Annotated in this window: 23 protein-coding genes and 2 tRNA genes; 9 read left to right on the top strand and 16 right to left on the bottom strand. The window is 70.9% G+C overall.

The window, feature by feature from the left end:
• Positions 1-55: 55 nt before the first annotated feature.
• Both HS104_34430 and HS104_34425 read right to left on the bottom strand, forming a co-directional pair.
• The gene (locus tag HS104_34430; GenBank protein ID MBE7485052.1) at positions 56-1021 is read right to left on the bottom strand and encodes a cation transporter; all 966 of its coding nucleotides are present in this window, start codon (positions 1019-1021) and stop codon (positions 56-58) included.
• Positions 1022-1037: 16 nt separating this feature from the next.
• On the bottom strand, positions 1038-2270 hold the full coding sequence (locus HS104_34425; GenBank protein ID MBE7485051.1) for a S1 family peptidase: 1233 nt from the start codon (positions 2268-2270) through the stop codon (positions 1038-1040).
• Positions 2271-2396: 126 nt separating this feature from the next.
• On the opposite strand from HS104_34425, the gene guaB reads away from it, so the two are divergent.
• A complete protein-coding gene (gene guaB, locus HS104_34420; GenBank protein MBE7485050.1) occupies positions 2397-3848 on the top strand; it encodes an IMP dehydrogenase in 1452 nt (483 codons plus the stop codon).
• 1 nt (position 3849) lies between these two features.
• Here guaB and HS104_34415 read toward each other — a convergent pair whose 3' ends face one another.
• Entirely contained in the window at positions 3850-4869 is a 1020-nt protein-coding gene (locus tag HS104_34415; protein ID MBE7485049.1) for a hypothetical protein, read from the bottom strand.
• A 358-nt stretch (positions 4870-5227) separates the two neighbouring features.
• Positions 5228-5839, bottom strand: coding sequence for a TetR/AcrR family transcriptional regulator (locus HS104_34410; GenBank protein MBE7485048.1), 612 nt, complete (start codon positions 5837-5839; stop codon positions 5228-5230).
• Positions 5840-5976: 137 nt separating this feature from the next.
• Between HS104_34410 and HS104_34405 the strand changes: the two genes are divergently transcribed.
• From HS104_34405 to HS104_34395, 3 genes are all read left to right on the top strand, one after another.
• Positions 5977-6063 (top strand) — tRNA-Ser (locus tag HS104_34405).
• Between the two features lie 103 nt (positions 6064-6166).
• Positions 6167-6253, top strand: a tRNA-Ser gene (locus tag HS104_34400).
• Positions 6254-6287: 34 nt separating this feature from the next.
• Entirely contained in the window at positions 6288-8228 is a 1941-nt protein-coding gene (locus HS104_34395) for a PAS domain-containing protein (GenBank protein ID MBE7485047.1), read from the top strand.
• A gap of 9 nt (positions 8229-8237) precedes the next feature.
• Here HS104_34395 and HS104_34390 read toward each other — a convergent pair whose 3' ends face one another.
• From HS104_34390 to HS104_34380, 3 genes are read right to left on the bottom strand one after another with little or no spacing between them, the layout of a single operon-like run.
• On the bottom strand, positions 8238-8441 hold the full coding sequence (locus HS104_34390; GenBank protein ID MBE7485046.1) for a hypothetical protein: 204 nt from the start codon (positions 8439-8441) through the stop codon (positions 8238-8240).
• A 5-nt stretch (positions 8442-8446) separates the two neighbouring features.
• Positions 8447-9937 (bottom strand): aminomethyl-transferring glycine dehydrogenase subunit GcvPB, encoded by a 1491-nt coding sequence (gene gcvPB, locus HS104_34385; protein ID MBE7485045.1) that lies wholly within the window; start codon positions 9935-9937, stop codon positions 8447-8449.
• A gap of 2 nt (positions 9938-9939) precedes the next feature.
• Entirely contained in the window at positions 9940-10554 is a 615-nt protein-coding gene (locus tag HS104_34380; GenBank protein MBE7485044.1) for a hypothetical protein, read from the bottom strand.
• A 111-nt stretch (positions 10555-10665) separates the two neighbouring features.
• On the opposite strand from HS104_34380, the gene HS104_34375 reads away from it, so the two are divergent.
• Together HS104_34375 and HS104_34370 are read left to right on the top strand one after the other, a co-directional pair.
• Entirely contained in the window at positions 10666-11607 is a 942-nt protein-coding gene (locus HS104_34375) for an S-layer homology domain-containing protein (protein MBE7485043.1), read from the top strand.
• Positions 11608-11620: 13 nt separating this feature from the next.
• The gene (locus HS104_34370) at positions 11621-12232 is read left to right on the top strand and encodes a hypothetical protein (protein MBE7485042.1); all 612 of its coding nucleotides are present in this window, start codon (positions 11621-11623) and stop codon (positions 12230-12232) included.
• On the opposite strand, the gene HS104_34365 is transcribed toward HS104_34370, so the two are convergent.
• Genes HS104_34365 through HS104_34340 form a run of 6 tightly spaced genes read right to left on the bottom strand, consistent with a single transcriptional unit; the run spans position 12200 to position 18330 of the window.
• On the bottom strand, positions 12200-13828 hold the full coding sequence (locus tag HS104_34365) for a metallophosphoesterase family protein (GenBank protein ID MBE7485041.1): 1629 nt from the start codon (positions 13826-13828) through the stop codon (positions 12200-12202). The two genes, HS104_34370 and HS104_34365, sit on opposite strands and share 33 nt — an antisense overlap.
• Before the next feature lie 15 nt (positions 13829-13843).
• Positions 13844-14827, bottom strand: a complete 984-nt coding sequence (gene lpxK, locus HS104_34360; protein MBE7485040.1) for a tetraacyldisaccharide 4'-kinase — start codon at positions 14825-14827, stop codon at positions 13844-13846.
• Entirely contained in the window at positions 14827-15729 is a 903-nt protein-coding gene (gene hemC / locus HS104_34355) for a hydroxymethylbilane synthase (GenBank protein ID MBE7485039.1), read from the bottom strand. The genes lpxK and hemC overlap by 1 nt, the downstream gene beginning before the upstream one ends.
• A complete protein-coding gene (locus tag HS104_34350) occupies positions 15726-17108 on the bottom strand; it encodes a glutamyl-tRNA reductase (GenBank protein ID MBE7485038.1) in 1383 nt (460 codons plus the stop codon). The genes hemC and HS104_34350 overlap by 4 nt, the downstream gene beginning before the upstream one ends.
• Positions 17105-17926 (bottom strand): cytochrome c biogenesis protein CcsA, encoded by an 822-nt coding sequence (gene ccsA / locus HS104_34345; GenBank protein ID MBE7485037.1) that lies wholly within the window; start codon positions 17924-17926, stop codon positions 17105-17107. Before ccsA ends, HS104_34350 begins: the two co-directional genes overlap by 4 nt.
• Before the next feature lie 2 nt (positions 17927-17928).
• A complete protein-coding gene (locus tag HS104_34340) occupies positions 17929-18330 on the bottom strand; it encodes a hypothetical protein (protein MBE7485036.1) in 402 nt (133 codons plus the stop codon).
• A gap of 188 nt (positions 18331-18518) precedes the next feature.
• Between HS104_34340 and HS104_34335 the strand changes: the two genes are divergently transcribed.
• Both HS104_34335 and HS104_34330 read left to right on the top strand, forming a co-directional pair.
• Positions 18519-19079 (top strand): sigma-70 family RNA polymerase sigma factor, encoded by a 561-nt coding sequence (locus HS104_34335; protein MBE7485035.1) that lies wholly within the window; start codon positions 18519-18521, stop codon positions 19077-19079.
• Positions 19069-19779, top strand: coding sequence for an AgmX/PglI C-terminal domain-containing protein (locus HS104_34330; GenBank protein ID MBE7485034.1), 711 nt, complete (start codon positions 19069-19071; stop codon positions 19777-19779). The genes HS104_34335 and HS104_34330 overlap by 11 nt, the downstream gene beginning before the upstream one ends.
• Here HS104_34330 and HS104_34325 read toward each other — a convergent pair.
• Complete coding sequence (locus HS104_34325; GenBank protein MBE7485033.1) at positions 19776-21119, bottom strand: LysM peptidoglycan-binding domain-containing protein; 1344 nt, start codon at positions 21117-21119, stop codon at positions 19776-19778. The two genes, HS104_34330 and HS104_34325, sit on opposite strands and share 4 nt — an antisense overlap.
• 2 nt (positions 21120-21121) lie before the next feature.
• A complete protein-coding gene (locus HS104_34320) occupies positions 21122-21625 on the bottom strand; it encodes a hypothetical protein (GenBank protein ID MBE7485032.1) in 504 nt (167 codons plus the stop codon).
• Between the two features lie 220 nt (positions 21626-21845).
• On the opposite strand from HS104_34320, the gene pssA reads away from it, so the two are divergent.
• Entirely contained in the window at positions 21846-22592 is a 747-nt protein-coding gene (gene pssA, locus HS104_34315) for a CDP-diacylglycerol--serine O-phosphatidyltransferase (GenBank protein MBE7485031.1), read from the top strand.
• Positions 22593-22602: 10 nt separating this feature from the next.
• On the opposite strand, the gene HS104_34310 is transcribed toward pssA, so the two are convergent.
• Positions 22603-23370, bottom strand: coding sequence for a hypothetical protein (locus HS104_34310; protein MBE7485030.1), 768 nt, complete (start codon positions 23368-23370; stop codon positions 22603-22605).
• Positions 23371-23526: the final 156 nt, after the last annotated feature.

The raw sequence follows: 23526 nt of genomic DNA, 5'->3' as shown, positions 1-23526 counted from the left end.
GCCGGGGCCGGGTGGGGAGGGGGAAACGCCGGAATTTCCCGAGCGCTTCGCCGGCTCAGCCACCCTTGGTGATGGGCGCGCCGTGGCGGCTCGCGCGCACGCTGACCACCGCTTCCGGCGGCGGCGCTTCGGGCTGAATCGTGACGTGCTCGAGCCCGAACTCCGCGCGGAGCTTGTCCGCCACCGCCCGACACACCTCGACGCCATGCGAGCCACGCTCGAGCGTGACGTGCACGGTCAGCGCGTCGAAGCGGTCCGAGATGCGCCAGACGTGCAGGTCGTGGAGCTCGCCCACCCCGGGGCAAGCTCGGATGGCTGCCTCGATCGCCGGGACGTCCAGGTGCGTGGGCGTGGCCTCGAGCAGGATGGTCGTCGTCTCCCGTAGCACGCGCCATCCGCTGTAAGCCACTAGCGCCGCGATCAGCACCGACAGCGCCGGGTCCGCGCGCTTCATCCCGAAGAGGAGCACCGCCGCGCCGGCGATCAGCGCGGCCACCGAGCCCAGAGCGTCGGTGGCAACGTGCGCGAAAGCCGCCCGCACGTTGAGGCTCTCGCGCTGTGCGCGCATCAGGATGCCCGCCACGATCAGGTTCACCACCAGGCCGGCCCCGGCGATCGCCAGCATCACGTCGGCGCGGATCTCGGACGGGGCGAACCAGCGTTCGACGGCCTCCTTGACGACCCAGAGCGCCGTGACCGCGAGCGCGATGCCGTTGACGAACGCGGCGAGCACCTCGGCGCGACGCAGGCCGAAGGTGGAGCGCTCCGTCCGAGGGCGCGCCGCCCAGCGCTGCGCGGCCAGGGCCAGCGCCAGCGCGCCGGCGTCGGCCAGCATGTGACCGGCGTCGGCGAGCAGCGCGAGGCTGCCGCTCACCAGCCCGCCGACGAGCTCGACCAGCATGAAGCTGGCGGTCAGACCCAGGGCGAGGCCGAGCGCGCGCGACGGCGTGGACCAGTGCTCGTGGCCATGGCCGTGACCGTGGCCATGGTCGTCGTGGTCCGCGTGTCCTCGAGCGCTCAAGGCAGAGGAGTCTAGCCTAGCCCCGGCGCCGGCGGCGGGCAGCGAGCCAGCCCAGGGCGAGCGCGCCGAACACCCAAGGCACGGGCTTCGCGGGTCCGCTCGCGGCGCAGCCGCCGCTGTCCCCGGAGTCGGCGTTCGTCGCCGGATTCGACTGGGGAACGCAGGCCTTCAGGTTCGCGTCGCAGCTCGACCCGGCGCCGCAGGCCGGCGCGGCGGGGTCGCAGGGCGCCACGCACAAACCGCTGTCGCCGCCGCTGGCCGAGTAACACAGGTAACCGCCCGTGCACGGCGCCGTGGCGCTGCACGCCTGCCCGGCAGGGTTGGTTCCGGCATCGACCTCCGCGCCTCCATCCGGCTCCGCCGGAGGCGGCCAGCTCGATCCGGTGGTGGCCCAGAACGGCGGCTCGTAGCCCCCCTGCGCGGCGGCATCCAAGGCCGCCGCGATGATCATGTCCTTCCACTGACTGACGTCGCCGTAGGTCGCGTTGCCGCAGGGTTGCGGCCCGCGCGACAGCACGCCCATCACGCGGCCCTTGTCGTCGAGCGCCGGCCCGCCGGAGTCACCGGGACAGGTGCCCTCCCCGCCGATCCACTCGGTGGCCAGGCTGTAGCCCGCGCAGTCGGTGCCGACGCAATTCACCTCGAGGCCGTCGCGCCGCATGCGCGTGCCGCTCGAGCTCTGGTCGCTGGGATCGGTGAGCCCGTAGCCGACGGCCGCGTACTTCTCGCCGGGCTCGGGGCGCGAGTCGATGCGGGGAATGATGGGCTTGGTGACGCTAGCCGGGATGCCCGCACCCTCGAGCATGATCAGCGCGACGTCGTTGCCGCAGATGTCGGTCGACTCCTTGGGCACGACGACCGTGCCAGTCCCCTTGTAGAACTCCGGCCCGTCCTGCTCGGGGCGCACCGTCTCGGTCGTGATGCGGAAGATGGATCCGGTGCCGGTGTTGGAGAAGTTCGTCTGCCCGCAGATCACGCTGCCTTGCGGCCCGCCGCCCGAGGTGAGCGCCACGCAATGTCGAGCGGTCAAGACCAGGTTTGGAGCGATCAACGTGCCGCTGCAGTGCCCCATGAAGTAGGCGTTGAAGATGTTGATGGCCAGACCGATCGCGGCCTTGTCGGTCTCGTCGACCTGACCGTCGATGACGCGCCCCACGGCGGTGCGGGTCTCGGGCACGTCGTAGCGTTCTCCGCTACCGCAGCCCACGCTGAACCAGACGATCCCCAACACGCAGGCGGTGCGCTTCATGTGTGGCTCCCGGGAGGCAGCTGAAATGTACAGGGCCCAGGCGGCCGCGCAAGAACCCTGAGCTTCCCGGCCCGCCGGGCCCGGCGCCGCCCTTCCGAGGCGCCGCCCCGGAGGGTATGCTGCCGCATGCTTGACGGTGAGCTCCGAGAGTGCCTGACGTTCGACGACGTCATGCTCGTGCCGGCGTACAGCGACGTGCTGCCGGCCCAGGTGGACGTGAAGACGCGCGTGACGCGCGGCATCGAGCTGAACATCCCGCTGGTCAGCGCGGCGATGGATTCGGTGACCGAGGCCCGCGCCGCGGTGACCATCGCGCGCGAAGGGGGCATCGGCATCATCCACAAGAACCTGCCGCCGCGTGACCAGGCCGCGGAGGTGGACCGAGTCAAGCGCGCCGAGAGCGGCATCATCACCGATCCGGTCACCGTGCACCCGTCTCAGTCGCTGCGCGAAGCGCTGGCCGTCATGCACGACAACGACATCTCCGGCGTGCCGGTGGTGGAGGGCGACACGCCGGTCGGCATCCTGACCGCCCGCGACATCCGCTTCGAGAAGAACCTCGATCAGCCGGTCAGCGCGCTGATGACCACCGAGCTCGTCACGGTGAAGGCGGGCGTGAGCAACGACGCTGCCCGCCAGCTCTTGCACAAGCACCGCATCGAGAAGCTCCTGGTGGTCGAGGGCAAGAAGCTGGTGGGGCTCATCACCATCAAGGACCTGCTCCAGGCCGAGCGCAACCCGAGCGCCGTGAAGGACGAGCGCGGGCGCCTGCGCGTCGGGGCGGCCATCGGCCCCGGACCCGAGGCCGTGGAGCGCGCCGACCTGTTGGTCGAGGCGGGCGCAGATCTGGTCGTCGTCGACACCGCGCACGGGCACACGAAGGGCGTGATCGACGCCGCGCGCGCCTTCAAGAAGCGACACCCGAACGTGCAGCTCGTAGCGGGGAACATCGCCACGGCGGAGGCCACGGAAGCGCTAATCGAGGCCGGCGTGGACGCGGTGAAGGTGGGGATCGGCCCCGGTAGCATCTGCACCACCCGGATCATCGCCGGCATCGGCGTGCCCCAGGTGACGGCCATCGCGGACTGCGTGCGTGTCGCCGATCGGCACGACGTCCCCGTCATCGCCGACGGTGGGGTGAAGTTCTCGGGCGACGTGACCAAGGCCATCGCCGCCGGTGCCTCGTCGGTGATGATCGGCTCGCTGTTCGCGGGCACCGACGAGTCACCCGGCGAGATGGTCCTGTACCAAGGCCGCAGCTACAAGGTGTACCGCGGCATGGGCTCGCTCGGCGCCATGAAGCGCGGCAGCAAGGATCGCTACGGCCAGGCCGGCACAGCGGACGAGAAGCTGGTCCCCGAGGGCATCGAGGGCCGCGTGCCGCACCGAGGCTCGCTACGCTCCGTCATCGATCAGCTGGTCGGCGGGCTGCGCTCCGGCATGGGCTACACCGGCTCGCGTACCGTGGCCGAGCTCAGGAAGAACGCCAAGTTCATCCGCATCACCGGCGCCGGGCTCAAGGAGAGCCACGTCCACGACGTGATCATCACGGAAGAAGCGCCGAACTACCGGGCCTAGCTCACCTCTTGGCGAGCGACCGCGACCCGCGCTTGGCCCGCCCGCGGTCGCTCTCGTCCAGGTCGAGTCGGTACGTAAAGCCGATCTGCGCGCCGAGCGAGGTGATGGACCCCGAGCCAGGCGCGCAGCTCTCGACGACGTCGCCGGTCTGGCGGTGCGCTGCGGCGTTCAGGCCGGTGATGAAGGCGAAGCTCGGCGACATCTCCACGTCGAGCCCGAGACCGCCGCCGAGGGCGAATCCGGGCCCGTCGCTGCCGCTGCAAGAGAACGGCTCGGGCGGGCGCACGAACCCGCCGCTGTCCCGGGTGCCGGTCCCCTCGACGTGCTGCCACGAGGCCCCGAGCCCGAGCCCGACGAACAGCCCGACGGAGTCCGTGCGCCACGGATAGGCGCGCCCTCGGAGCCAGAGCGCGTCGAGGTCACGCTTCACGTCCACGCTGTTCTCGCCCGGTGCAGAGCGGTCCACTCCCAGGCCGGTGCGCTCGTAGCCGAGGCCCACGGACCAGAGCCGGCTCGGCGCGAGCCACACGCTGGGTCCGAACACGAAGCCTCCGGACTCCTCGCGGTTCAGGTCGAAGTCGCTGCTGCCGCCCAGACGTCCGACCACGCCGCCGGCGAGCTCGAAGCCGAGCGTCGTCTCCGGCGGCGGCGGTGCGGACTTCTTCGGCGGAGCCGCGTCCATCGTCCCAGGTGGGTACGCGGGCATCACGGGCGGAATGATCACCGGCGCGGGCGCCAAGGGTGGAGGCGGCGCAGGCGGCGGAGCTTCAGCGGGAGGCGGCGCAGCCTCGGGCGCAGGCTCAGCGGGTGGGGGAGCGCCGGGTGCGGGCGCCGGAGCGCCGGGTGCGGGCGCGCCGGGGGGCGGAGCAGCATCCGCCTCGGGTTTCTTCTCCTCCGCGGGCGGCGCTTCGGCTGGCGGCAGCGGGCTACCGGGAGCGACGTTGGGCGGCGGCACCTGCGCCCAAGCGGCCCCAGACAGACCGAACGCGAACAGAAACACCCGAGGGACCGCGCCACGCATCAGACCTGGGACTATCGCCTCGCTCGCTCGAGCCGGCAATCCACGGACGGAGCCGACCGAGGCCCCCAGCTCGCTCCAGCAGCGAGCCGGGCCAGGTGGGGCGCGCCAGGCGCAGCGTCTCGACCGCGGCAATGGCGAACACGGGCGCGACGATGGCGAGCAGCGCGAGCGCCGAACCGAGGGGGCCAAAGCTGGAGAAGATGGCGTCGAACATGGGGCCTCCAATAAAAACTGGCCGGTTGGATTGTTTTTAAGCACGATGGCGCGCCGTGTCAATGGGGCAAAATCCACGGGAAAATCTCGGCTCGCCGGCGGCTGGCGAGGAAAAGCCGCGGGCGCAGCTGCGCCCGGGAGGCCGTCACACCTGGATCAGCGACAGGGCGATGGTTTCGAGGGCCGCTTGCAGGACGTCCTCGTCGTCGGGGCTCATCGGGTCGAAGAAGTCGTGGAGCGCCAGCCCGTCGAGGATGCCAATCACCAGTCGCGGCATCACGTGCAGGGGCACCCGCGGAACGAGGGAGAGCTCTCGGAAGCTCTGCTCGAGGTGTCTGTGCACCTCTTCCCGGTTGGCTTCGAACATGGCGGAGAGGGCCTTCCTGAGTTTGGGCTCGTAGATGCCCTGCGCCATCAGATCCGCGAGCACGCGCAGCTCGGCGCTGCCCCCAGTGCGCGCGGCGCGCATCTCTCGGAGCGCCCGCCGGATCTTCTCCGCGGGCTCGCCGGGCGCGTCCCACGCCGCCCTCACTCGCTCACGCATCACCTCCGCGCAGCGCACCAGCACCTGCGCGATCAGGTCGTCCTTGCTCTCGAAGTGGTAGTGGACCGCGCCCTTGCTCATGCCGGCCGCCTCGGCGATGTCGCTCACGCTGGTCCGGGCGTAGCCGTGCTCCGCGAGCGCGCGGATCGCGGCGTCGAGCACCTGCTGTCGGCTGGCCTCGCTCTTCTTGTAGGTCCGGCGGGGACGCACCACGTTCGAGGCATAGAACGGCGCGCCGCGCGGGCGAAGCGGGCGGCGCGAAACTGGCGTTTTCCTCGGCGAAAGCCCGGGCCACCGGCCCCACCCGGACGACGTTGACAGACGGGAAATCGGCTGCCAGAGTCCGCCGCGGAGAGATGACCGAGCGGCCGAAGGTACCTGATTCGAAATCAGGCGTACCCTGACGGGTACCGTGGGTTCGAATCCCACTCTCTCCGCTGCGAGCCTGGGTCGTCGTCTCGATCGGTCAACCAAACGGGTGAACCCGGTCGAGCTCGACGGCTCGGACTCCTGAGCGCAAGCGCTCGGGGGTCCCCACCTGGAGAGGTGACCGAGAGGCCGAAGGTGCATGATTGGAAATCATGTGTACCCGTAAGGGTACCGCGGGTTCGAATCCCGCCCTCTCCGCCGAAGTCCGTGTAGCTTGAGGTCGGAGGATGCCTTGAGCCGGGATGGGGACGACGAGCTGGTCGCGGTCGCGCGGCGCTATGCGGGCATCCTCGAGCAGGGGCCCGTCGGCGTGTTCGAGGTGCAGCTCGACGGCACGATCCGCTTCGCCAACGCCGCCCTGGCCCGCGCCGCGGGGTTCGACCAACCGGACGCGCTGATTGGCGAGAACATCCTCGATTTCTACGTCGACCCGGGGCAACGCCAGCGTCTCCTGACCGAGCTCGCAGAGACCGGCTCGGTGAGCGCATTCGGCGTGACCTTGCGCGCCAAAGACGGGGTGATCCGGCAACTCCTGCTCTCCGCGATGCTCGACGGCCCGGTGTTGCGTGGCCTATCGGTGGACGTGACCGACCTGCACGAGAAGGAGCTGGCGCTCCAGGCCGCGCTCGAGCTGAACCGCCGCATCTTGGAGGCGATCCCCGGCGGCGTCGTCAACGTCCGAGCGGACGGCGCGATCACCCACGCCAACGCCGAGGCGCTGCGCGTGCTCGGGCTCTCTCAGGACGAGCTGGCGCAGCGCTATACCCGGGACTTCGATCCGGAGACCATCCACGAGGACGGCACTCACTGTCCGGCGGAGCACTACCCCGTGACCCAGGCGTTGGTCACCGGAGAGCAGCCGCCGCCGCACACCATCGGCGTGAAGCGCCCGGACGGAGAGGTCTCGTGGGCTGTCTTCCGCGCCGTGCCGGTCAAAGACCTCCAGAGCGGCCAGGTCTCGAGCGCGGTGGTCACCTTCCTCGACGTCAGCGAGCGCAGGCGCGCCGAAGAGCGCGTGCGCTCGCTCGAAGAGCAGATGCGACACGCGCAGAAGCTGGAGAGCCTGGGCTTGATGGCCGGCGGGGTGGCGCACGACTTCAACAACTTGCTGGCGGCCATCCTGGGCAACGCCCGCCTGGCTCGGCTCGAGCTCGACGCGGGCGGCGACGCCCTCGAGTGCCTGAACGCCGTGGAGACCGCCGCTCAGCGCGCTGCCGAGCTGACCCGGCAGATGCTCACCTACGCGGGCCGCGGCAGCGTGGATCGGAAGCCGCTCAGCCTCTCGGCAGCTGTGCGGGAGATGGCGGAGCTCTTGTCCACGGTGGTCTCGAAGCGCGCCACCCTGGGCCTGGAGCTCGCGGACGTGCCGCCCATCGAGGCCGACCCGGCGCAGATTCACCAGGTCGTGATGAACCTGATCTTGAACGCCTCCGACGCCTTGGACCGAGTGGGCGCGGTGCACGTGCGCACTGGCGTGCGACAGCTCGGCCGCGCGGAGCTGGCCCGAACCTACGTCGACGACGACCTGCCTGCCGGCGAGTACGTCTTCCTGGAGGTGACGGACACCGGGCGCGGCATGGACGAGCAGACCAAGCGGCGCGTCTTCGACCCGTTCTTCACCACCAAGGCGACCGGACGCGGGCTCGGCCTGGCCGCGACGTTGGGCATCGTGCGGGGGCATCGGGGCGCCATCGAGCTCGAGAGCTCGCCGGGGCGAGGCACCACGTTCCGAGTCCACTTCCCTCGCACCGCCGCCCGCGCCGAGCCACGGGACCGCGCCACCCCCACGCCCTCGGCCCAAGGGGACGGCGCAACGGTGCTGGTCGTGGACGACGAGCCCGCCATCCGCAACGTGAGTCGACGCCTGCTCGAGCAGTCCGGCTTCCGGGTGCTCACCGCCGAGGACGGCAGATCCGGCCTGGCAACGCTCCGGGCAGAGCGAGCGCGGATCGAGGTGGTGATCCTCGACCTGACCATGGGGGACCTGTCGGGCGTCGAGGTGCTCCGAGAGCTCGAGCAGATCGCGCCTGGCCTGCCCGTGGTCCTGGCGAGCGGCTACTCGGCAGACGACGTCGCCGCCGAGCTCCGAGAACGACCCCGGGTCGTGTTCTTGCCCAAGCCGTTCACGCTCGAAGCCCTACTCGACGCGATCGAGGCCGTGCGCCGGGGCTGAGCCTCTCCCCTACTTGGACGACTGCACGGGCTCCGGCGTCGGCGGCGAGCAGTGGCAGACCTCGCAGTCCCGCGCCTCGTCGTAGGAGCAGCTGACCCGCGTCATGCAGCGCGTGTCGCGCGCCTCTGGACAGGGGCGCGCGGTCTGGGCCTTGGCGCAGGCGACGGCCGAACAGGCCAGAGCCAGCGCCAGCGAGCTCCACGGCGCGGTCACGGCGCCTAGTCCTGCTTGGTCCAGCGCAAGCGCGGCTGGCGCGCGGCGCGGGCCTCGTCCAGGCGTCGATGCCGGGTGTCGTGCGGCGCGCTCTTCACCAGCTCGGGCGTCTCCTTCGCCTCGCGCACGATGGCCGCGACCGCGTCGGCGAACGAGTCCAGGGTCTGCTTGGTCTCGGTCTCCGTGGGCTCGACCATCAGCGCGCCGCGCACGACCAGGGGAAAGTAGACGGTGGGCGGGTGAAACCCGTAGTCGATGAGGCGCTTGGCCAGATCGAGGGTCTTCACGCCGGTCTCGGCTTCCAGCTCCCTGTCGGTGAACACCGCCTCGTGGAGCGGCGGCGTCGGGAACGCAATCGGCAACACGCTGGCGAGGCGCGCCGCGACGTAGTTGGCGTTCAGCACCGCCATGTCGCTGACACCGGCGAGCCCCGACGCGCCGAGCTCTCGAATATAGGCGTAGGCGCGGACCATCATGCCGAAGTTGCCGAAGAAGGAGCGCACTCGACCGATGCTCTGGGGGCGGTCCCACTCGACGCCGTAGCTCTCCCCTCGACGCAGCACCACCGGCGACGGCTGGAAAGGCGCGAGCTTCTGCTTGAACGCCACCGGGCCCGAGCCCGGTCCGCCGCCACCGTGCGGCGTGGTGAAGGTCTTGTGCAGGTTGTACTGCATCACGTCCACGCCGATGTCCCCCGGGCGTGCGCGGCCGAGCACGGCGTTCATGTTCGCTCCGTCGCCGTAGACGAGCCCGCCCTTGTCGTGAACCAGAGCGGTGAGCTTCGGCATCGCGCTCTCGTACAAGCCGAGCGTGTTCGGGTTGGTGAGCATCAGCCCGGCGACGTCGCCGCCCGCCGCCTCGAGCGCCCGCGCCAGCGTCTCCGGTTCGACCACCCCCGCGCTGCCGGCGGGGAAGGCCACGCTCTCGTAACCGTTCAGGGTGGAGCTCGCGGGGTTCGTGCCGTGCGCGCTGTCGGGGATGAAGACCTTCTTGGGCGCGCGTCCCTCGGCGGTGTGGAACGCGCGGATCATCATCAGGCCCGTCAGCTCGCCTTGGGCACCCGCAGCAGGCTGAAGGTTCACGCCGTCCATCCCGGCGATTTCCGCGAGCAAGTCCTGGAGCCGAACCATGAGCTCGAGCGCCCCCTGGGCGAGGTGCTCCGGGGTGTGCGGGTGGAGCTGCGCGAAACCTTCCAGCCTCGCCGCCCACTCGTTCACCTTCGGGTTGAACTTCATCGTGCACGAGCCCAGCGGGTAGAACTGGGTGTCGATCGAGAAGTTCCACTGCGAGAGGCGCACGAAATGGCGGAAGGCCTCGGGCTCGCTCACCTCCGGCAACCCGGCGGGATTCTTGCGCGCGAGCCCGCCCAGAACCCGCGCGACGTCCACGGCCGGCACGTCGAGCTCCGGCAGGCTGGCGCCGCTGCGCCCCGGCGCGCCGCGCTCGAAAATCGGAGGTTCTTCGAACTGGAGGCCCGAAGCTGCTTCCTTGCTCATGCTCACTCGACCGCGGGGGGCATGTCGTCTTTCTTCTCTTCGCCCCCGCCCGAGCTGCCGCCACCCTCGGGCTTGCCGCCTGGAGTGTCGTCCCAGCCCCCTCCCTGGCCGCGACCTTCGATCTCGTCCGGCATCACGGAGTTGGGATCGGGCTTGCGGTTGAGCTGCTTCACGCCCTCCCATTTCATACCGGTCTCGTCCGTGCCGAGCCCCCACTCGCCCTTGATGACGTGCGCCTCGTCGGCCTTCGGAACGGTGTACTTGAAGTAGCCTCGTCCGCTGCGCGTGGCGGTGGGTCCCACCATGCCGATGCGGTGTTCCTTCCACTCGAACTTGAGCAGATCGCCGGTCACCTTGCCGCTGAGCTCGCCCCAGGCGTCGCCAGCAGTAGTGCGCCACTTGGCGCTGACCGTGTCGCCTTCTTTCACTGCGTGCAGGTAGCCGTTGGTCTGGTCGTAGTAGACGCCGGTCCAATCGCCACCCTCGGGCATGTCGCCGGCCTTGACGGCGGCGACCTTGGGCGGGGGCTTGTTGTCACAGCCGAGCGCGCCGACAGCGAGCGGCGCGGCGACGGCCACCGAGCAGAGGAGCGGGAAGAGTGAGCGCCGGAGAAACATGGCGCGCAGCCTACCACGGGGATGGGCCCTGAATGGACCCCCGATCGGCTGCGGAAAACCCGGGCGCGCGCGGGGGTGCAGCCCGCTCGGCTCCTGATACTCTGGGAACCGATGCCCAAGCCGCTCCCCTCGCTGGCCCTGGCGCTCGGGCTGTCGACCGCCGCCGCGTCCGCCGGTGCGACGCCGACGGATGGGATCCTGGATCCTTGCACCCCGGCAACGGTGAGCGGCGCCGAGAACGCGACCTTCAAGGACCTGCCGCCGGGGAGCGCGGGCGCCGTCGAGGCCGAAGCGCTGTACTCGGCGGGCGTCACCCAAGGCTGTCAGGCGAACCCCCTGCTGTTCTGTCCGACTTGTGAGCTCTCGCGGGCGGCGCTGGTCACGCTGGTGGTGCGCGCGGCCAAGCTCCCGCTGGTGACCCCGGCGCAGCCGACCTTCTCGGACGTCCCGACGACGCACCCGTTCTTCAAGGAGATCGAGACCGCCGCGGACTCCGGGATCTCGCTCGGCTGCAGCGCCGGCATGTTCTGTCCCGAAGCACCGGCCACCCGCGCTCATGCGGCGGTCTTCGTCGCCAAAGGCGCTGGGTTCGCGCTCCTCGCCCCAGCCACGCCCAGCTTCACCGACGTGCCGGCGTCGCACATCGCCTACGGCCACGTGGAAGCGCTGAAGACCAACTGCGTGACCGCGGGTTGTTCGCCCACCGAGTTCTGTCCCGACAGCGAGATCCTCCGCGCTCAAGCGGCGGTGTTCATCGCGAAGGCCTTCGATCTGGGCGACACGAACCCGTGCCTGGGTGCGAGCGATGCGGGCAGCGACGCGGGGGCCGGCGGAAGCGACGCGGGGGCCGGCGGCGGCGGCGGTAGCGGTGGACAATGGGGGGACTCGGGGATCGCGCCCATCGATGGCGGCGGCGGCGGCGGGAGCGCCGGCGCCGAGACGGAGGAGGAGAGCGGCTGCGGGTGCTCCACGCCGGGGCGTCGCGCCGGAGGCTCGGCCGCGCTGGCGTTCGCGCTGGCTCTCGCGCTCGGTCGCCGGCGGCGCTCGCTCTGATACCCTGAGCGCCATGCGCTCCCGGAGCCTCCTCCCCGTCGCCGCGCTCGTGCTGAGCCTCGGGGCGGACTCGCAGGCCACTGACGCCGGTCCGGATCCGGTGGTGGTTCGGGTCGGCGAGAGCGAAGCGCGGGCCAGTGAGCTTCGCTTCCTGCTCGGCCGCCTGCACGAGTTCGAGCGTGAGACCTACGGCAAGACCGCCGGCGAGGTCCGCCGAGGGCTTCTCGAGAAGCGCCTGGTGCTCGATCTGCTGTTCGCCGAAGAGGGCAAGCAGAAGGGAGCGCTCGGCAAGGCAGAGGTGGCGGCAAAGATCCGCGCTGCGCTGGCTCAGGCCCTGAAGGCCGAGCTCGAGCGCAGCTTCGACGCGAAGCTCAGCCGGGCCGACCTCGAGGCGTACTGCAAGAGCTCGGGCGGGGAGCCGGCGGATGCCGGAGCCCCGGCGTGCAGTGGCGATCTCTCCGGGTACCGGGTGGTGATCCGGCGGACCCGCGCCGCCGAGGAGATGGAACGCCTGGCCAAGGAGCTCAGGGAGCGCGAGGTGAAGCAGACCGACTACGCGCTGCTCGAGCGCCTCGTCGTCCGGACCGACGACTCAGTCGCGCCGGCGCCGTCGAGCCAGCGCTAGCCCGAGGCCCGAGAGCAAGAGGAGCGCCGCGGGCCCCGACGCCGAGCCGGCGGTGCGACAGCCGCAGCCGCCGTCGTCACCGGAGTCGCCGGACTTCGCGCCGCCGCTCGACGCCCCGCCGCTCGACGCCCCGCCGCTCGACGCCCCGCCGCTCGACGCCCCGCCGCTCGACACGCCCGCGCCGCCGCCGCTCGACGCCCCGCCGACGGAGGCGTCCGGCGCGCTGCCGGCCGAGCCAGCGCTGCCGCTCGCCCCGGCGGAGCCGCCGCCGCCGGCAGCGCCGCCGCTCCCGGAGTCCACCCCCGCATCCGGCGGCGTGCCGCACAGCGGATCGGGGACCTTGGTCACGGTGATCGTGTCGATGACCTGGTTCGCCTGCGGGAACGCCCCCCAGGTCTCGACCTTCATCGTCTCGTTCTTGATGTCGACCAGCACGTAGTGGTGCGGGTCGAGGCACTTGGCCCGCCCCGCCGTGTTGCCGCACAGGAACGCCGGGACGGTGAACGCGCCCGCGCCGCCGCTCACGATGTAGACCGTGCCTTGCGCGAAGTTCGTGGCACCCACGGAGCACGGGTTCGACGAGCCCGGGTTGCCCTTGGTCGCGCAGGCGCTCGGCTCGAAGCGCTCGTACCAGTGGTTGTGGCTCTGGAAGACGACGTCCACGTGGTGCTTGTCGAACACCGGCACGAAGGCCGCGTTCTGCTTCTCTTCGTTGGGCGGGTGAGAGACGGCCGTGCCCGTGGTGTAGACGGGCTTGTGGAAGTACACGAACTTCCACTTCTTGGGGTTGGCGGTCAGCACGCCATCGAGCCACGCCGCCTGATCGGCGAACGGGATGCTGCCGGTCTTGTGGTTCTCCGTGTTCAGCGAGACGAAGATCGCGTTGGCGTAGGTGAAGTAGTAGTAGTCCTCGGTGTTGCTGCCGTTCGGGCCGGTGGAGCGCGGCAGCGCGAAGATCTGGTTGTAGTTCGCGCCGTCTCCCGCGCCGGGCCCGGTGTCGTGGTTGCCCATCGCGGGCATGAACGGGATGCTCTTGGCGACCGGAGAGGTCCAGCCCAGGAGCTTGAGCCATTGATCGATCTTGTCGCCGTCGATCACCAGGTCCCCGCCGTTGAGCATGAAAGCCGGCTTGTGATTCGCGGCCTGGCCCATGATCTGCGGCCAGTTCTCGCCGCCGCCGAAGATCGGGTCGGGGCGGTTGTCGGCGAGGAACGAGAACTTGACGCTGCCGCAGCTCGGGTCGGGAACGGGCCCGGTCGTGAAGCTCGCCTCGCCCGTGAAGCCGTCCGCCGTGGCGCCCGCGATGTAATAGTACTTGGTGTTGGGCGTGAGGCCGGTGAGCTCCGCCTCGTGGATGTAACCGAGACCCGCGTTGGCCTGGGTCGTCTTGGCCGTCACCGTCTTGGTGTAGCTGCCCGAGGCGGTGCCGTACTGGACCTCGCCGCTGGTGTTCGCGGTGGTGTTCCAGGCCACCGCCACGCTGTTCTGCGGATCCGCGGTGTACGAGAGGCGCGCGTACTGCGGCGCCGCCAGCGCGGAGCCCGCGAAGGCGATCGTGCCCAAAAACAACACGGCGGCGAAGCGACCTCGAATCATCGCGGAGTCTCCTGTCTACCTGCCCGGGGAAGGCGAGAGAGTTTCGCACGAAACCCCGGGCGAGGCGAGGCTCGCCCTCTCCTGGCTCGCCTCGCCGGAGCCGAGCACGAGCCCGAGCAGCGCAGGCGGCACGATCAGCGGCCGCTCCAGGACCCAGACCGGCGCGCCACCGTGCCGTGACCCGAGCTTGGTCGCGCACTTCGGGGTGGTGAGCCAGGCCTCGACGTCGCTGGCGTGGGGCGCTGGGAAGCGTCCGTGGTCGGCCTGCGTCGCCACCAGCTCGGGCTCCACGCCCTGCGCGCGCAGATCGCGAAGGACCCGTTCGGGTCGGGCAATGGCCAGCGCGAGTCCCAAGCGCCGCCCACGGAGCGCCGCCACCGAGAGCAGCTCGCCCTGGTCGGTCCTCGCACCCAGGAGCGACCCGCGCGGCATCACCACCGCGTCGGCCCGAGCCAAGAGCTCGCCGGGCGCTGCGCGCAAATCCCCTGCCGGCGGGCAGCGCCCGCTGCCCCACGGCTGGCGCTCGTCGAGCACGAGCAGCGAGCACGCGAGCCGCTCGGGGCGAGCCTGCAAGAGCCCGTCCACGATCACCAGCTCGACGTCCCGCGCCGCGAGCGCGAGCGCCTCGGTGCGATCCTTGCCGACGACCACTGGCACGTTCGGCAGCGCGCGCGCGAGCCAGAGCGCCTCGTCGCCGACCAGCCCGACGTCGTCGCTCGGCCGCACGACTCGCGGCGCGCGGACGCGGGCGGAATACGCGCTGGCCACCACCGCGACGCGACGCGTTCGCGCGAGCTCGCGAGCCAGGGCCAACACGAGCGGGGTCTTGCCGGACCCCCCGAGGGTGGCTCCGCCCACGCCGACGACGCGGACCCCTGGGGGCAGGCGAACGGGCCGCGCTGAATCGGCGGCCCGCGCCCAGAGCGACCCGAGCGTGCGCGCGACCGGTCCGCCGAGCGCGCCGCGCTCGAGCGCCTGCGCTACCCGGCGCCGCAGCATCAGCTCGCCCGGAGCGCCTTTCCGAGCTCGAAGCCGAAGCGCTCCGCCTCGGCCTCGTCCTTCGGATAGGCGACGCGACCCTCGTTCCGGCGCAGCTTCGAGCCATCGGGCTCGGCGAGCAGCGCGCGGAGCCAGAGCTCCTGCCCCGCGCGGACCGCGAACGCGGCGATCGGCAGCTGGCAGCTGCCCTCCACCGCTCGCATCACGCCTCGCTCGGCGGCGACCGCGATGCTGGTCTCGGCGTGCGCGAGGGGCGCGAGCAGCGCCCGAGTCGCGTCGTCGCCGGCGCGCATCTCGATGGCCAGGGCCCCCTGCCCCACCGCGGGCAAGGACAGCTCGGGCTCGATGTGCTCGGTCGCGCGCTCTCCGAGGCCCAAGCGGTTGAGCCCCGCGCACGCCAGCACGATGGCGTCCACGACGCCCTCGCTGCACTTGCGCAGCCGCGTGTCCACGTTGCCGCGCAGCGGGACGATCTCGAGATCGGGTCGCGCCGCCGCGAACTGGACCTTGCGGCGCAACGACGAGGTGCCGAGCTTCGCCCCAGCGGGCAGCTCCGCGAGCTTCTGGCCGGTGCGCGTCACGATCACGTCGCGAGGGTCCTCGCGCATGGGCACGCAGCCGATGGCCAGCGAGGGCGCGAGCTCCGCCGGCACGTCCTTGAGGGAGTGGATGGCGATGTCGGCGCTCCCGTCGAGCAGGGCCTCTTCGATCTCCTTGATGAACAGCCCCTTGCCGCCGATCTCGGAGAGCGCGCGGTCCTGGATGCGGTCGCCCGTGGTCACCACGTGCTTCTCTTCGATCACGAGGCCCGGGTGTCGGGCTTCGAGGGCGCGCATGAAGGCGCGGGCCTGCGCGAGCGCGAGCTGGCTCTTGCGCGTGGCGACGACGAGCTTCTGGGTCATTTTCCGTTGGTTCCGGTGGCGCGGCGCTCCGACTGCTCGGCGTTCTCCGCCTCGGTCGCCGCCGGTGGCCGCGACGGCGTCGATGACACGGCCTGGGGCTCCGCGTCCAGCTCGAACAGCTCGGTCAGCGCGCTCATCAGCTGTTCCACGCGGTAGCTCTCGTAGTCCTTGTCGGTCACCACGTGCCGGAGGTGCGCGGTCGGCGCGTGCAGCATCTTGTTCAGCGCGGCGTCCAGCATGGTCTCGAGGGCAGCGCGCTCCTCGGCACCCAGGTGCTTGAGGCGGTTCTTCAGGCTCTTGTCCAGCTCGGCGTGGAGGTAACGGCCGAGCCGCGCCCGGAGCGCTACCACCACCGGCGTGATCTGCGTGGTCTCGGCCCAGCGCTCCCAGCCCGCCATCTCCTCGACCACGATGCGCTCGGCGTGCTCCGCCTCGCGCGCGCGGCTCTGCCGCGTCTCGCCGACCACGCGCTCGAAATCGTCGATGTTGTAGAGGAAGACCTCGTTCAGGCTCTCGACCCGCGGATCGACGTCGCGCGGCACGGCCAGGTCGATGAAGAACAGGTTGCGGCCGCGGCGCTTCTTGCGGATGCCCGAGATCAGGTCGTAGTCCACCACGAAACCTGGGGCGCTGGTGCTGGTGATGACGACGTCGGCCTCGGTCAGGGCAGCGGCGAGCTCGGTCCACCCCCGCGGCTCACCGCCCACGGCGGCGGCCAAGACGCCCACGCGCGCCTCGTTGCGACCGACCACCAGGAGCCGCGTGCCGGCGTTCTTGAGCAGCTTGGCCACCGTCTCCGCCATCTCGCCGGAGCCCAAGAGGACGACCGTGCGGCCCCGCAGCTCGCCGAAGATCTGCCGGGCCAGATCGACGGAGACGCTGGGAACGGAGACCTGCCCGGCACCGAGCTGGGTCTCGGTTCGCACGCGCTTGGCGGCGCGGATGGCCCGCGGCACGGTGCGGTGCAGGCAGCCGCCGATGGTACCGGCGACGCGCGCGGTCTCGAACGCGTCCTTCACTTGTCCCAAGATCTGAGGCTCGCCGAGCACCAGCGAGTCGAGGGAGGCGGCCACGCGGAACAGGTGGCGCACCGCGTCCATGCCTTCGTGGACGTAGAGGTGGGGGCGCACGCCGGGAGCGAGCGCCGACAGTCCCTCGACGGCGTCCTGGCCGACCTCCGCCAGGTCGGACGCCGGGCCGCGACGTCCCGCGCTGACGAGCTCGACGCGGTTGCAGGTCGAAATCAGCATCGCCTCGCCCACGCTCTTGCGCTCGACGAGCTGCGTCAGCACGCGGGGGAGCTCCGCCTTGGGCAGCGCGATCTTCTCGCGCACGGCAATGGGGGCGGTGCGATGCGAGAGGCCGACGACGACGATCATCCCGGGCCCCCGCTGCTCTTGATGGCGTAGAGCACGATGACGGCGGTGACGCACATCACGCCCGCCAGCGTGCCGTACGCCGAGCGGCGCCCGCGCCAGCCCGCCGCCGCGCGCATCACCAACACGGCTGCCAAGAGGATCCAGGTGGCGTAGCCCAGCGCTGCGCGCAGGATCTCGGCGCCACCGGCGGCGCCGATGCGACTCACGAAGAAGCCGCCGGTGACCACGCCGAAGGTCAGCAGGGGAAACCCGGTCAGGAGCAGGCGGTGCTCCGTGCGGTCCAAGGCGTCGAGCGGGGGCAGCTTGGCGGTGATCCAGGTGGGGCGCTTCTCCTTCAGGCTGCGCTCCTGCACCAGATAGAAGGCGCCCGCGGCCCCGGCCAGCATGAACAGGCCGACTCCGGCCAGGTTCGCGGTGATGTGCAGGATGAGCAGCTGCCTCGACACGCCAGCGATGGAGCTCTGCTCGGCGCCGACGAACTGCGCGCCGATCAGGAAGGTGAGCGCGAGCGGAGCCACCACGGCGCCGACGGCCTGCAGCCGGAAACGCGAGCGCAGTCCCAGGTAGACGCCGGCGAGGATCAGCGCGGACAAGCTGAGCGAGAAGTGCAGCGACTCCACCGGACAGATGCGCGAGAAGAGGCTGGCGCTGACCACGTGGACGGCGTGCAGCAGAGCGCCGACCCCGAGCGCCACCGGGGCCGAGGCCGCCGCGGGTGCAGACCCCTGACGCCGCGCCAGATCGAGAAAGAACAGGATCGCCGCAGCCGCATAAGCGGCGGCGCCGAGATAGAACGCTGCGGTCGCGATGCCTTCCATCGTCACTCGGTGAAGCGCGCGAGGTACTCGGAGAGCATCTCCTCGTCGCTGCTGGGGATGGGGCCGTCGCCCGGGGGGACGCTGACGGCGCGATGCTCGGCGAACGTCCCGATCGGTGTCCCGGCGAAGCCCGGGACGACCTCGTAGGCGAGGTCCCCGAGCACCATCGAGGTGTCCAGGATCTCGGCCCCGAGCTCGGTCATGAAGCTCATGGACTTCACTTTGCCGACGAGCTCGTGCTCGTCCAGCCCGCCCGTCACCTCTTTCAGGACCCGGACGGCCTCCACCACGCGGTACTTCCGGCCCTCTGCCTTGACCACCAGCTCGCTCCCCACGAGATCGACGCGATCGGCGGCCATCAGCTGGTCGAGGGCTCGTTGCGGGAAGAACACGCGGTTTCTCATACCCGAGCCTGGATCCTACACGCTGCGAAGGGGCGGGACGACAGAGCGGCTCTCCGCCGGGGTGGGCTCTACGCGCGGCGCCGCCGACCGGCAACACCCGAGCGCTCCGAGGCAGGAAAATCCAGGGGATGGGGGCCTTCGATAACGTTCCTGGCCCCTGCCACGTCCAATCCCTCGTGAGGATCGTGGTGGCCCGAGCAGAACCCGGCCAGGAGGCGCCTGCCGCCGAGGCAGCGCCGGCGTTCGTCCCGCTGGTCGAGGCCGCCCAGCAGGGAGACCGCGCGGCGTTCGCCCAGCTGTACGACCAGTTCGAGCCGACGGTACGGGGCATCGCCCTGGCCCGGGTCTCGCCTGAGCAGGCCCGGGACGTCCTCCACGACGTGTTCGTGACGGTGCTCACGCGGCTCGGCTCGCTGCGCGTCCCGCTGGCGTTCCCGACCTGGCTGGCGGCCATCGCTCGCAATCGCGCGATCGACGTCGCGCGCCGGACGGCGCCGATCCGCGAGCCCGACGAACGCGCGCTCGGGGTGGTTTCACTGGACGAGCGGGCGCTGGGCATCTTGCGCGAGATCCAGGCCCTGCCCGAGGGCCACGCGGAGCTCCTGGTGCTGCGCTTCGTGGAGGGCATGACGGGACCGGAGATTGCCGAGCGCCTGGGCCTGACCGAAGGCTACGTGCGGGTGAAGCTGGGCCGAGGGCTGAAGCTCCTCAGGAAGCGCCTGGGGGAGGGAGGCGAGCGTGGCGGGTGACTACCTCTGGGACCGCTCTGGCGCACCAGACCCGGACCTGGTGTACCTGGAGCGACTGCTGCCGCGGGTGCGCGAGCAGGTGCGACGGGCACCATCGGGCGAGCTCCCTCCCCGACGCGACAGCGGCTCGCGCCGTGGCCTCGCCGTCGCCGCCTTGGCGCTGGCGGCGGGCGTCGCCGTCGCCGTCGGCGCCTGGCAGCTGGCGAAGCAGCCGGAGCCGACTTCAATCCACGGCGAGCCCGCGTCCGTCCCGGCGGCCGCAGCACCAGCGCCCAACCCGAGCACGCCCGCGCCGGAGCCCACACCGCCGCCCAAACCTCCCATCGCGCGCGCGGCCCCCCCCGCTCCCACACCCGCGGCCGCGGCCTCGCTCTCGAGCGCCGAGCCCGAGCCGGAAGCGAGCGCGCGGAGCCCCGCCGAGATCCAGGCGGTGGTCGCGCGCCACCGGCACGAGGTGAAGGAGCGCTGCTGGGAGCCCGCGCTCGCCAAGCGCAAGGAGGGCGCGGCGAGCACCGTGAGGCTCAGCGTGACCTTCACCATCGAGGCGAACGGCGGCGTCACCGCGGTCAAGGCGGGCGCGAGCCCGCCAGACTACCCGGGGCTCGCGAGCTGTGTCGCCGGCGAGGTGCGGGCCTGGAGCTTCGGCCCCGCGAGCGCCGCGCTGGTGGTAGCGGTGCCTTTCGTGTTCGCAGAGGGCTAGAAGCCCTTGCGGGCCACAGCTCGATCACCGGGCTCGATCTCGCGGTGCGAGACCGTGACCAGGCAGACGGAGCTGTACTTGTTGGCGCGCAGCACGCGCAGCTCACCGACGATCTCTTCGGGGAAGTCCTTCTCGCTGCCCTTGAGCGGCGTCGTCTCGACGGCCGCCCACTCTGCCACGTCGGTGCGCATGCGATCCCTCGCGCTACGCGCCGCCGTCTTGAGCGAGGCGCGCCAAGCATCGCCCTTGGCCACCACGAACAGTCGGTTGCCGGCGGACAGCCCGTCCTCCGTGCCGCGGTCGATGAACACCACCTGGTTCTGCCCCATGAACTCGTGGGGGTAGATGCTGGTCAGGACCCGCGCCCAGCGATTCACGCGGGAAGGCTTGGGCGGAACCACGTCGATGCGCCGGCCCACTTCGCCGACCAGCGCGCCGCGCTCGATGGCGTCGGTGGACTCGACGATCTCGCCGCGGGCGATTCGCTTCTTCGAGTCCCACTGATCGACCCGCACCGTGCCCTTGATGGCGATGATCTGACCCGGCGGCCGGCGGGCCCCCTTCACCGCCGCCGGCTTCCGCACCGTGGTGAAGATGGTGAGCTTCTGCCCGGGAACGACGTCCACGCCCTTCTTGATCTGGAGGTAGACGTGGTTGCCTTCGGAGAGCAGCATCTGGTCCTCGCGCGATCCGAGCAGCTCGCCCTTCACCTGGCGCTTGGGGTCGTCGATGTAGCCGGCGCTGCGCAGGAACACGGTGTCGCGCGGCACGGCCGCGCGGCGATCGACCATCCCTCCGCCTTCCCCGAGCGTCCCAGCGTCGCGAATGTCTCCGCCCTGCTTCATGCGCACTTGATCGCCGGGGTAGATCCAGTGCGGGTTGGAGACCTGCGGGTTGTAGCTCCAGACCTTCGGCCAGTTCCAGGAGTTGCCGTAGTAGTAGCCCGACAGATCCCAAAGAGTGTCGCCGCGACGCACGGTGTGGAACGACGGCACGCGCATGGCGCCGCCCTGACCGAGCACCGCGCTCGAGCCCTTCGCGCCGCGGACCGAGCCGGCGCCCGCGGAGCCGCGGCCGAGATCGAAGCCGTCGCCCTTGGTCGGGTCCATCGTCGGGCGCGAGCTCGACGGCAGGTGCTCGTTCGGGTCACCCGCACCCGGTTGTGGGAACCCCGGCGGCGGTGTGGTGTAGGTCGTCGTCGTGGTCTGCGCAGGGGCGACCTGGACCTGCCCACTCCCTTCGCCGCCGCCTCCCGTTTCCTGCGCGGGCGCGCGCGGGCTCACCAGCGCGACGCCGAGCAGCGTCGCGGCACACCAAAAAGCCCTCGGTCCCTTGCGCATGTTCAAGTCCCCTGTGGAGCGGGGCGGCGAGCTCCCGCATTCTGGCCCATGGGCGCCCCGGTCGCACGGGGCGCGGGCGGCTTGGCCCAGGCCGGAGCGCGAACGCCGTGGTCCTTGATCACCGGCCGGGGACCCTTCTCGTCCTCCGCGGCCGGCGTTTCGGCCTCGGGCTCGCCGGCGGGCGCCGTAGCGCCGGGCGCGAGCTTCACCACCTTCAGCGTCGGCCGGGCGACGCGTTCCGACCCGGGCTCGGCGGCGGGGGCCGCCTCGGGGGCCGCCTCGGGCGCCGCCTTCGGCGCGCGCATCCCGACGATCTCGAGCGCTTGGACCCGCTCCGCCAATCGGTCGTTCGTGTTCTGCACGCGCGTCAGCTCCTCTTGCAGGTTCGCCACGCGCTTCTCGAGCGTCTCCTTGTTACCGCCGCCGCAGGCGACGGCAAAGAGTGCGCACGGGAGGAGCGCGGCGCCCAGGGCGCGACGCCGGACTTGGGACAGAAGGCTCCGCATCGGGGAAAGTCTAGAATTCGCCGTGGCCTCGGGCCAAAAACTCCGGGGCTCCAACCTGCGGGGGACCTTGGCACGGATGTTGGGGTGAACGCCGCTCGCCCCATTCTGGACGAGGCGCGCCGTCGCAGCTAGCTTCGGAGGCGTGAAGCTGAGGGCCCGAAAGGGAGGGGAGCGCCGCCGGCGGCTCGACTTACGTAAGACGCTCTTCGTCTTGCCGAACATGATCACGATGGCGGCCGTGTTCTGCGGCTTCAACGCCATCCGGATCTGCGCCAAGCCGGGAGCCGAGGTCGAGGACTTCCACCGCGCCGCGGTGCTCCTGATGTTCGCGATGCTGTTCGATCTGCTCGACGGCCGCGTCGCGCGCCTGACCAAGACGCAGAGCGCGTTCGGCCTACAGCTCGACTCGCTGGCGGATCTGGTCTCCTTCGGCGTCGCCCCCGCGCTGCTCGTCTACCAGTGGGTGCTGCACCGCCACCCGATCCCGGGCCTCTTGGTCGCGTTCCTCTACGTGGCCTGCGCCGCTGCGCGTCTGGCGCGCTTCAACGTTCTGTCGTCCGCCCCGAGCGGCGCACCGGTCAAACCCGGCAAGTACATCGTGGGTCTGCCCTCCCCGCCGGCCTCGGGTGTGCTCATCTCCCTCGCCGTCGCCGACTCGGCCGTGGGAGGCACGCTTGGCTCGGAGCAGAACACGCTGGCATTCTTCGGCGTCACGGTGGTCGTCGCGCTGCTCATGGTCTCGAACGTGCGCTTCCGCTCGTTCAAGGATCTGCGGCTGAACACCGCGTCGATCCTGTTCGTGCTGTTCGTGATGGGCTCGAGCCTGGCGGTCAGTCACATCCTCAGGCCGCACTTCGTGCTGATCTGGCTGCTCGGCATGTACATCACCATCGGTCTGGTGGAGTCGATCCGCGCCGTCGCCGCCTGGCTCTTGCGGCCCCGGGACACGGTTCCGCCCGCGGAATGACCGTCCCGGGTCAGTTGCAGCTCGCGGCGCCGCAGTAGAACCAGCAGGCGTCGGTGTTGCCGCCCTTGCACTCCTTGGCTGCTGCGTCGTCGGCGGCCTTGAGCGCTGCGAGGTCGGGGCCGTCGGCGCCCGCCGCGGGCCCCGCCTTCATCGCCTGGCCGCCGGCCTTGCCGTAGCCCGCGCCCCAGTCGGAGCCGTCGCACTCCGGTCCTTGGCCGAGCGCGATGTTCTTCGGTTTGTCCGTGGACGGCGGCCAGCTCACGAAGAGGGACGCCCTGTCCCCCTCCCGGCAGATGCGGATCTTCTGGTTCTTGCCCTTCTTCAGCCGGATCACGAAGGAGGCATACTTCCCCTGCACGATCTGCTCGAAGTAGTCGTGCTGGAGCTCGCCGAAGTCTTCCTTCTTCTCGTAGCCCGTGATCTTGCCGGAGCAGTAGATGCGCAGCCACTCGCGGAGCACGTGCATGCTGCAACGTTTGGCGCGGGAATTGGCGCCCTGCGTGTTCACCGCCACGCCCTGATCCCACTCGGTGCCTTGCGGCGGGTTCGACTTCTCGCTCGGGATGTCGGGGACCTCCGAGACCTTGAAGCTCGGCCCCTTCGCGGCACCGGTCGAGGCAGCGCCGGTCGCCTCCGGGCCTGGGGCCGTGGCCGCCGCCGTTGCGACCGGCTTGGTCTCGGTGGCCGCAGGTGACGGCGCGCTCTCCTTCTTGCAGGCCAGGAGCGCGAGCGCGAGCGTTGCAGTGCAGGTGATGGTGGTGTTTGCCCAAGGTCGCATGTGGGGGTGCCTCCCGCCGGTTCCGCCCGGCGCGACGCGAGAGCATACGCCGCCCGGCGCGGGCCTTGAACCCGCCCGGCCGGCCGGCAGTCTGTTCCCAGCGCGGACACCCAGGACCGGAACTACCCCGATAATTGCGAGGTTTTTGCGGCACAT

Source organism: Polyangiaceae bacterium (genome assembly GCA_015075635.1).
In the GTDB taxonomy this organism is placed as follows: Bacteria; Myxococcota_A; Polyangia; order Polyangiales; family Polyangiaceae; genus JADJKB01.
The sequence above is the reverse complement of the archived record's forward strand: the minus strand, read 5'-3'. Positions and strand labels throughout refer to the sequence as shown.

Excerpts from the sequence above, each read along its gene's own strand:
- hemC (MBE7485039.1), bottom strand. The coding sequence starts at position 15,729 with ATGACCCAGAAGCTCGTCGTCGCCACGCGCAAGAGCCAGCTCGCGCTC.
- HS104_34415 (MBE7485049.1), bottom strand. The coding sequence starts at position 4,869 with ATGCGTGGCGCGGTCCCTCGGGTGTTTCTGTTCGCGTTCGGTCTGTCT.
- HS104_34380 (MBE7485044.1), bottom strand. The coding sequence starts at position 10,554 with ATGTTTCTCCGGCGCTCACTCTTCCCGCTCCTCTGCTCGGTGGCCGTC.
- gcvPB (MBE7485045.1), bottom strand. The coding sequence starts at position 9,937 with ATGAGCAAGGAAGCAGCTTCGGGCCTCCAGTTCGAAGAACCTCCGATT.
- HS104_34365 (MBE7485041.1), bottom strand. The coding sequence starts at position 13,828 with ATGATTCGAGGTCGCTTCGCCGCCGTGTTGTTTTTGGGCACGATCGCC.
- ccsA (MBE7485037.1), bottom strand. The coding sequence starts at position 17,926 with ATGGAAGGCATCGCGACCGCAGCGTTCTATCTCGGCGCCGCCGCTTAT.
- HS104_34375 (MBE7485043.1), top strand. The coding sequence starts at position 10,666 with ATGCCCAAGCCGCTCCCCTCGCTGGCCCTGGCGCTCGGGCTGTCGACC.
- HS104_34325 (MBE7485033.1), bottom strand. The coding sequence starts at position 21,119 with ATGCGCAAGGGACCGAGGGCTTTTTGGTGTGCCGCGACGCTGCTCGGC.
- HS104_34320 (MBE7485032.1), bottom strand. The coding sequence starts at position 21,625 with ATGCGGAGCCTTCTGTCCCAAGTCCGGCGTCGCGCCCTGGGCGCCGCG.
- pssA (MBE7485031.1), top strand. The coding sequence starts at position 21,846 with ATGATCACGATGGCGGCCGTGTTCTGCGGCTTCAACGCCATCCGGATC.
- HS104_34370 (MBE7485042.1), top strand. The coding sequence starts at position 11,621 with ATGCGCTCCCGGAGCCTCCTCCCCGTCGCCGCGCTCGTGCTGAGCCTC.
- HS104_34350 (MBE7485038.1), bottom strand. The coding sequence starts at position 17,108 with ATGATCGTCGTCGTCGGCCTCTCGCATCGCACCGCCCCCATTGCCGTG.
- HS104_34340 (MBE7485036.1), bottom strand. The coding sequence starts at position 18,330 with ATGAGAAACCGCGTGTTCTTCCCGCAACGAGCCCTCGACCAGCTGATG.
- HS104_34425 (MBE7485051.1), bottom strand. The coding sequence starts at position 2,270 with ATGAAGCGCACCGCCTGCGTGTTGGGGATCGTCTGGTTCAGCGTGGGC.
- guaB (MBE7485050.1), top strand. The coding sequence starts at position 2,397 with ATGCTTGACGGTGAGCTCCGAGAGTGCCTGACGTTCGACGACGTCATG.
- HS104_34310 (MBE7485030.1), bottom strand. The coding sequence starts at position 23,370 with ATGCGACCTTGGGCAAACACCACCATCACCTGCACTGCAACGCTCGCG.
- lpxK (MBE7485040.1), bottom strand. The coding sequence starts at position 14,827 with ATGCTGCGGCGCCGGGTAGCGCAGGCGCTCGAGCGCGGCGCGCTCGGC.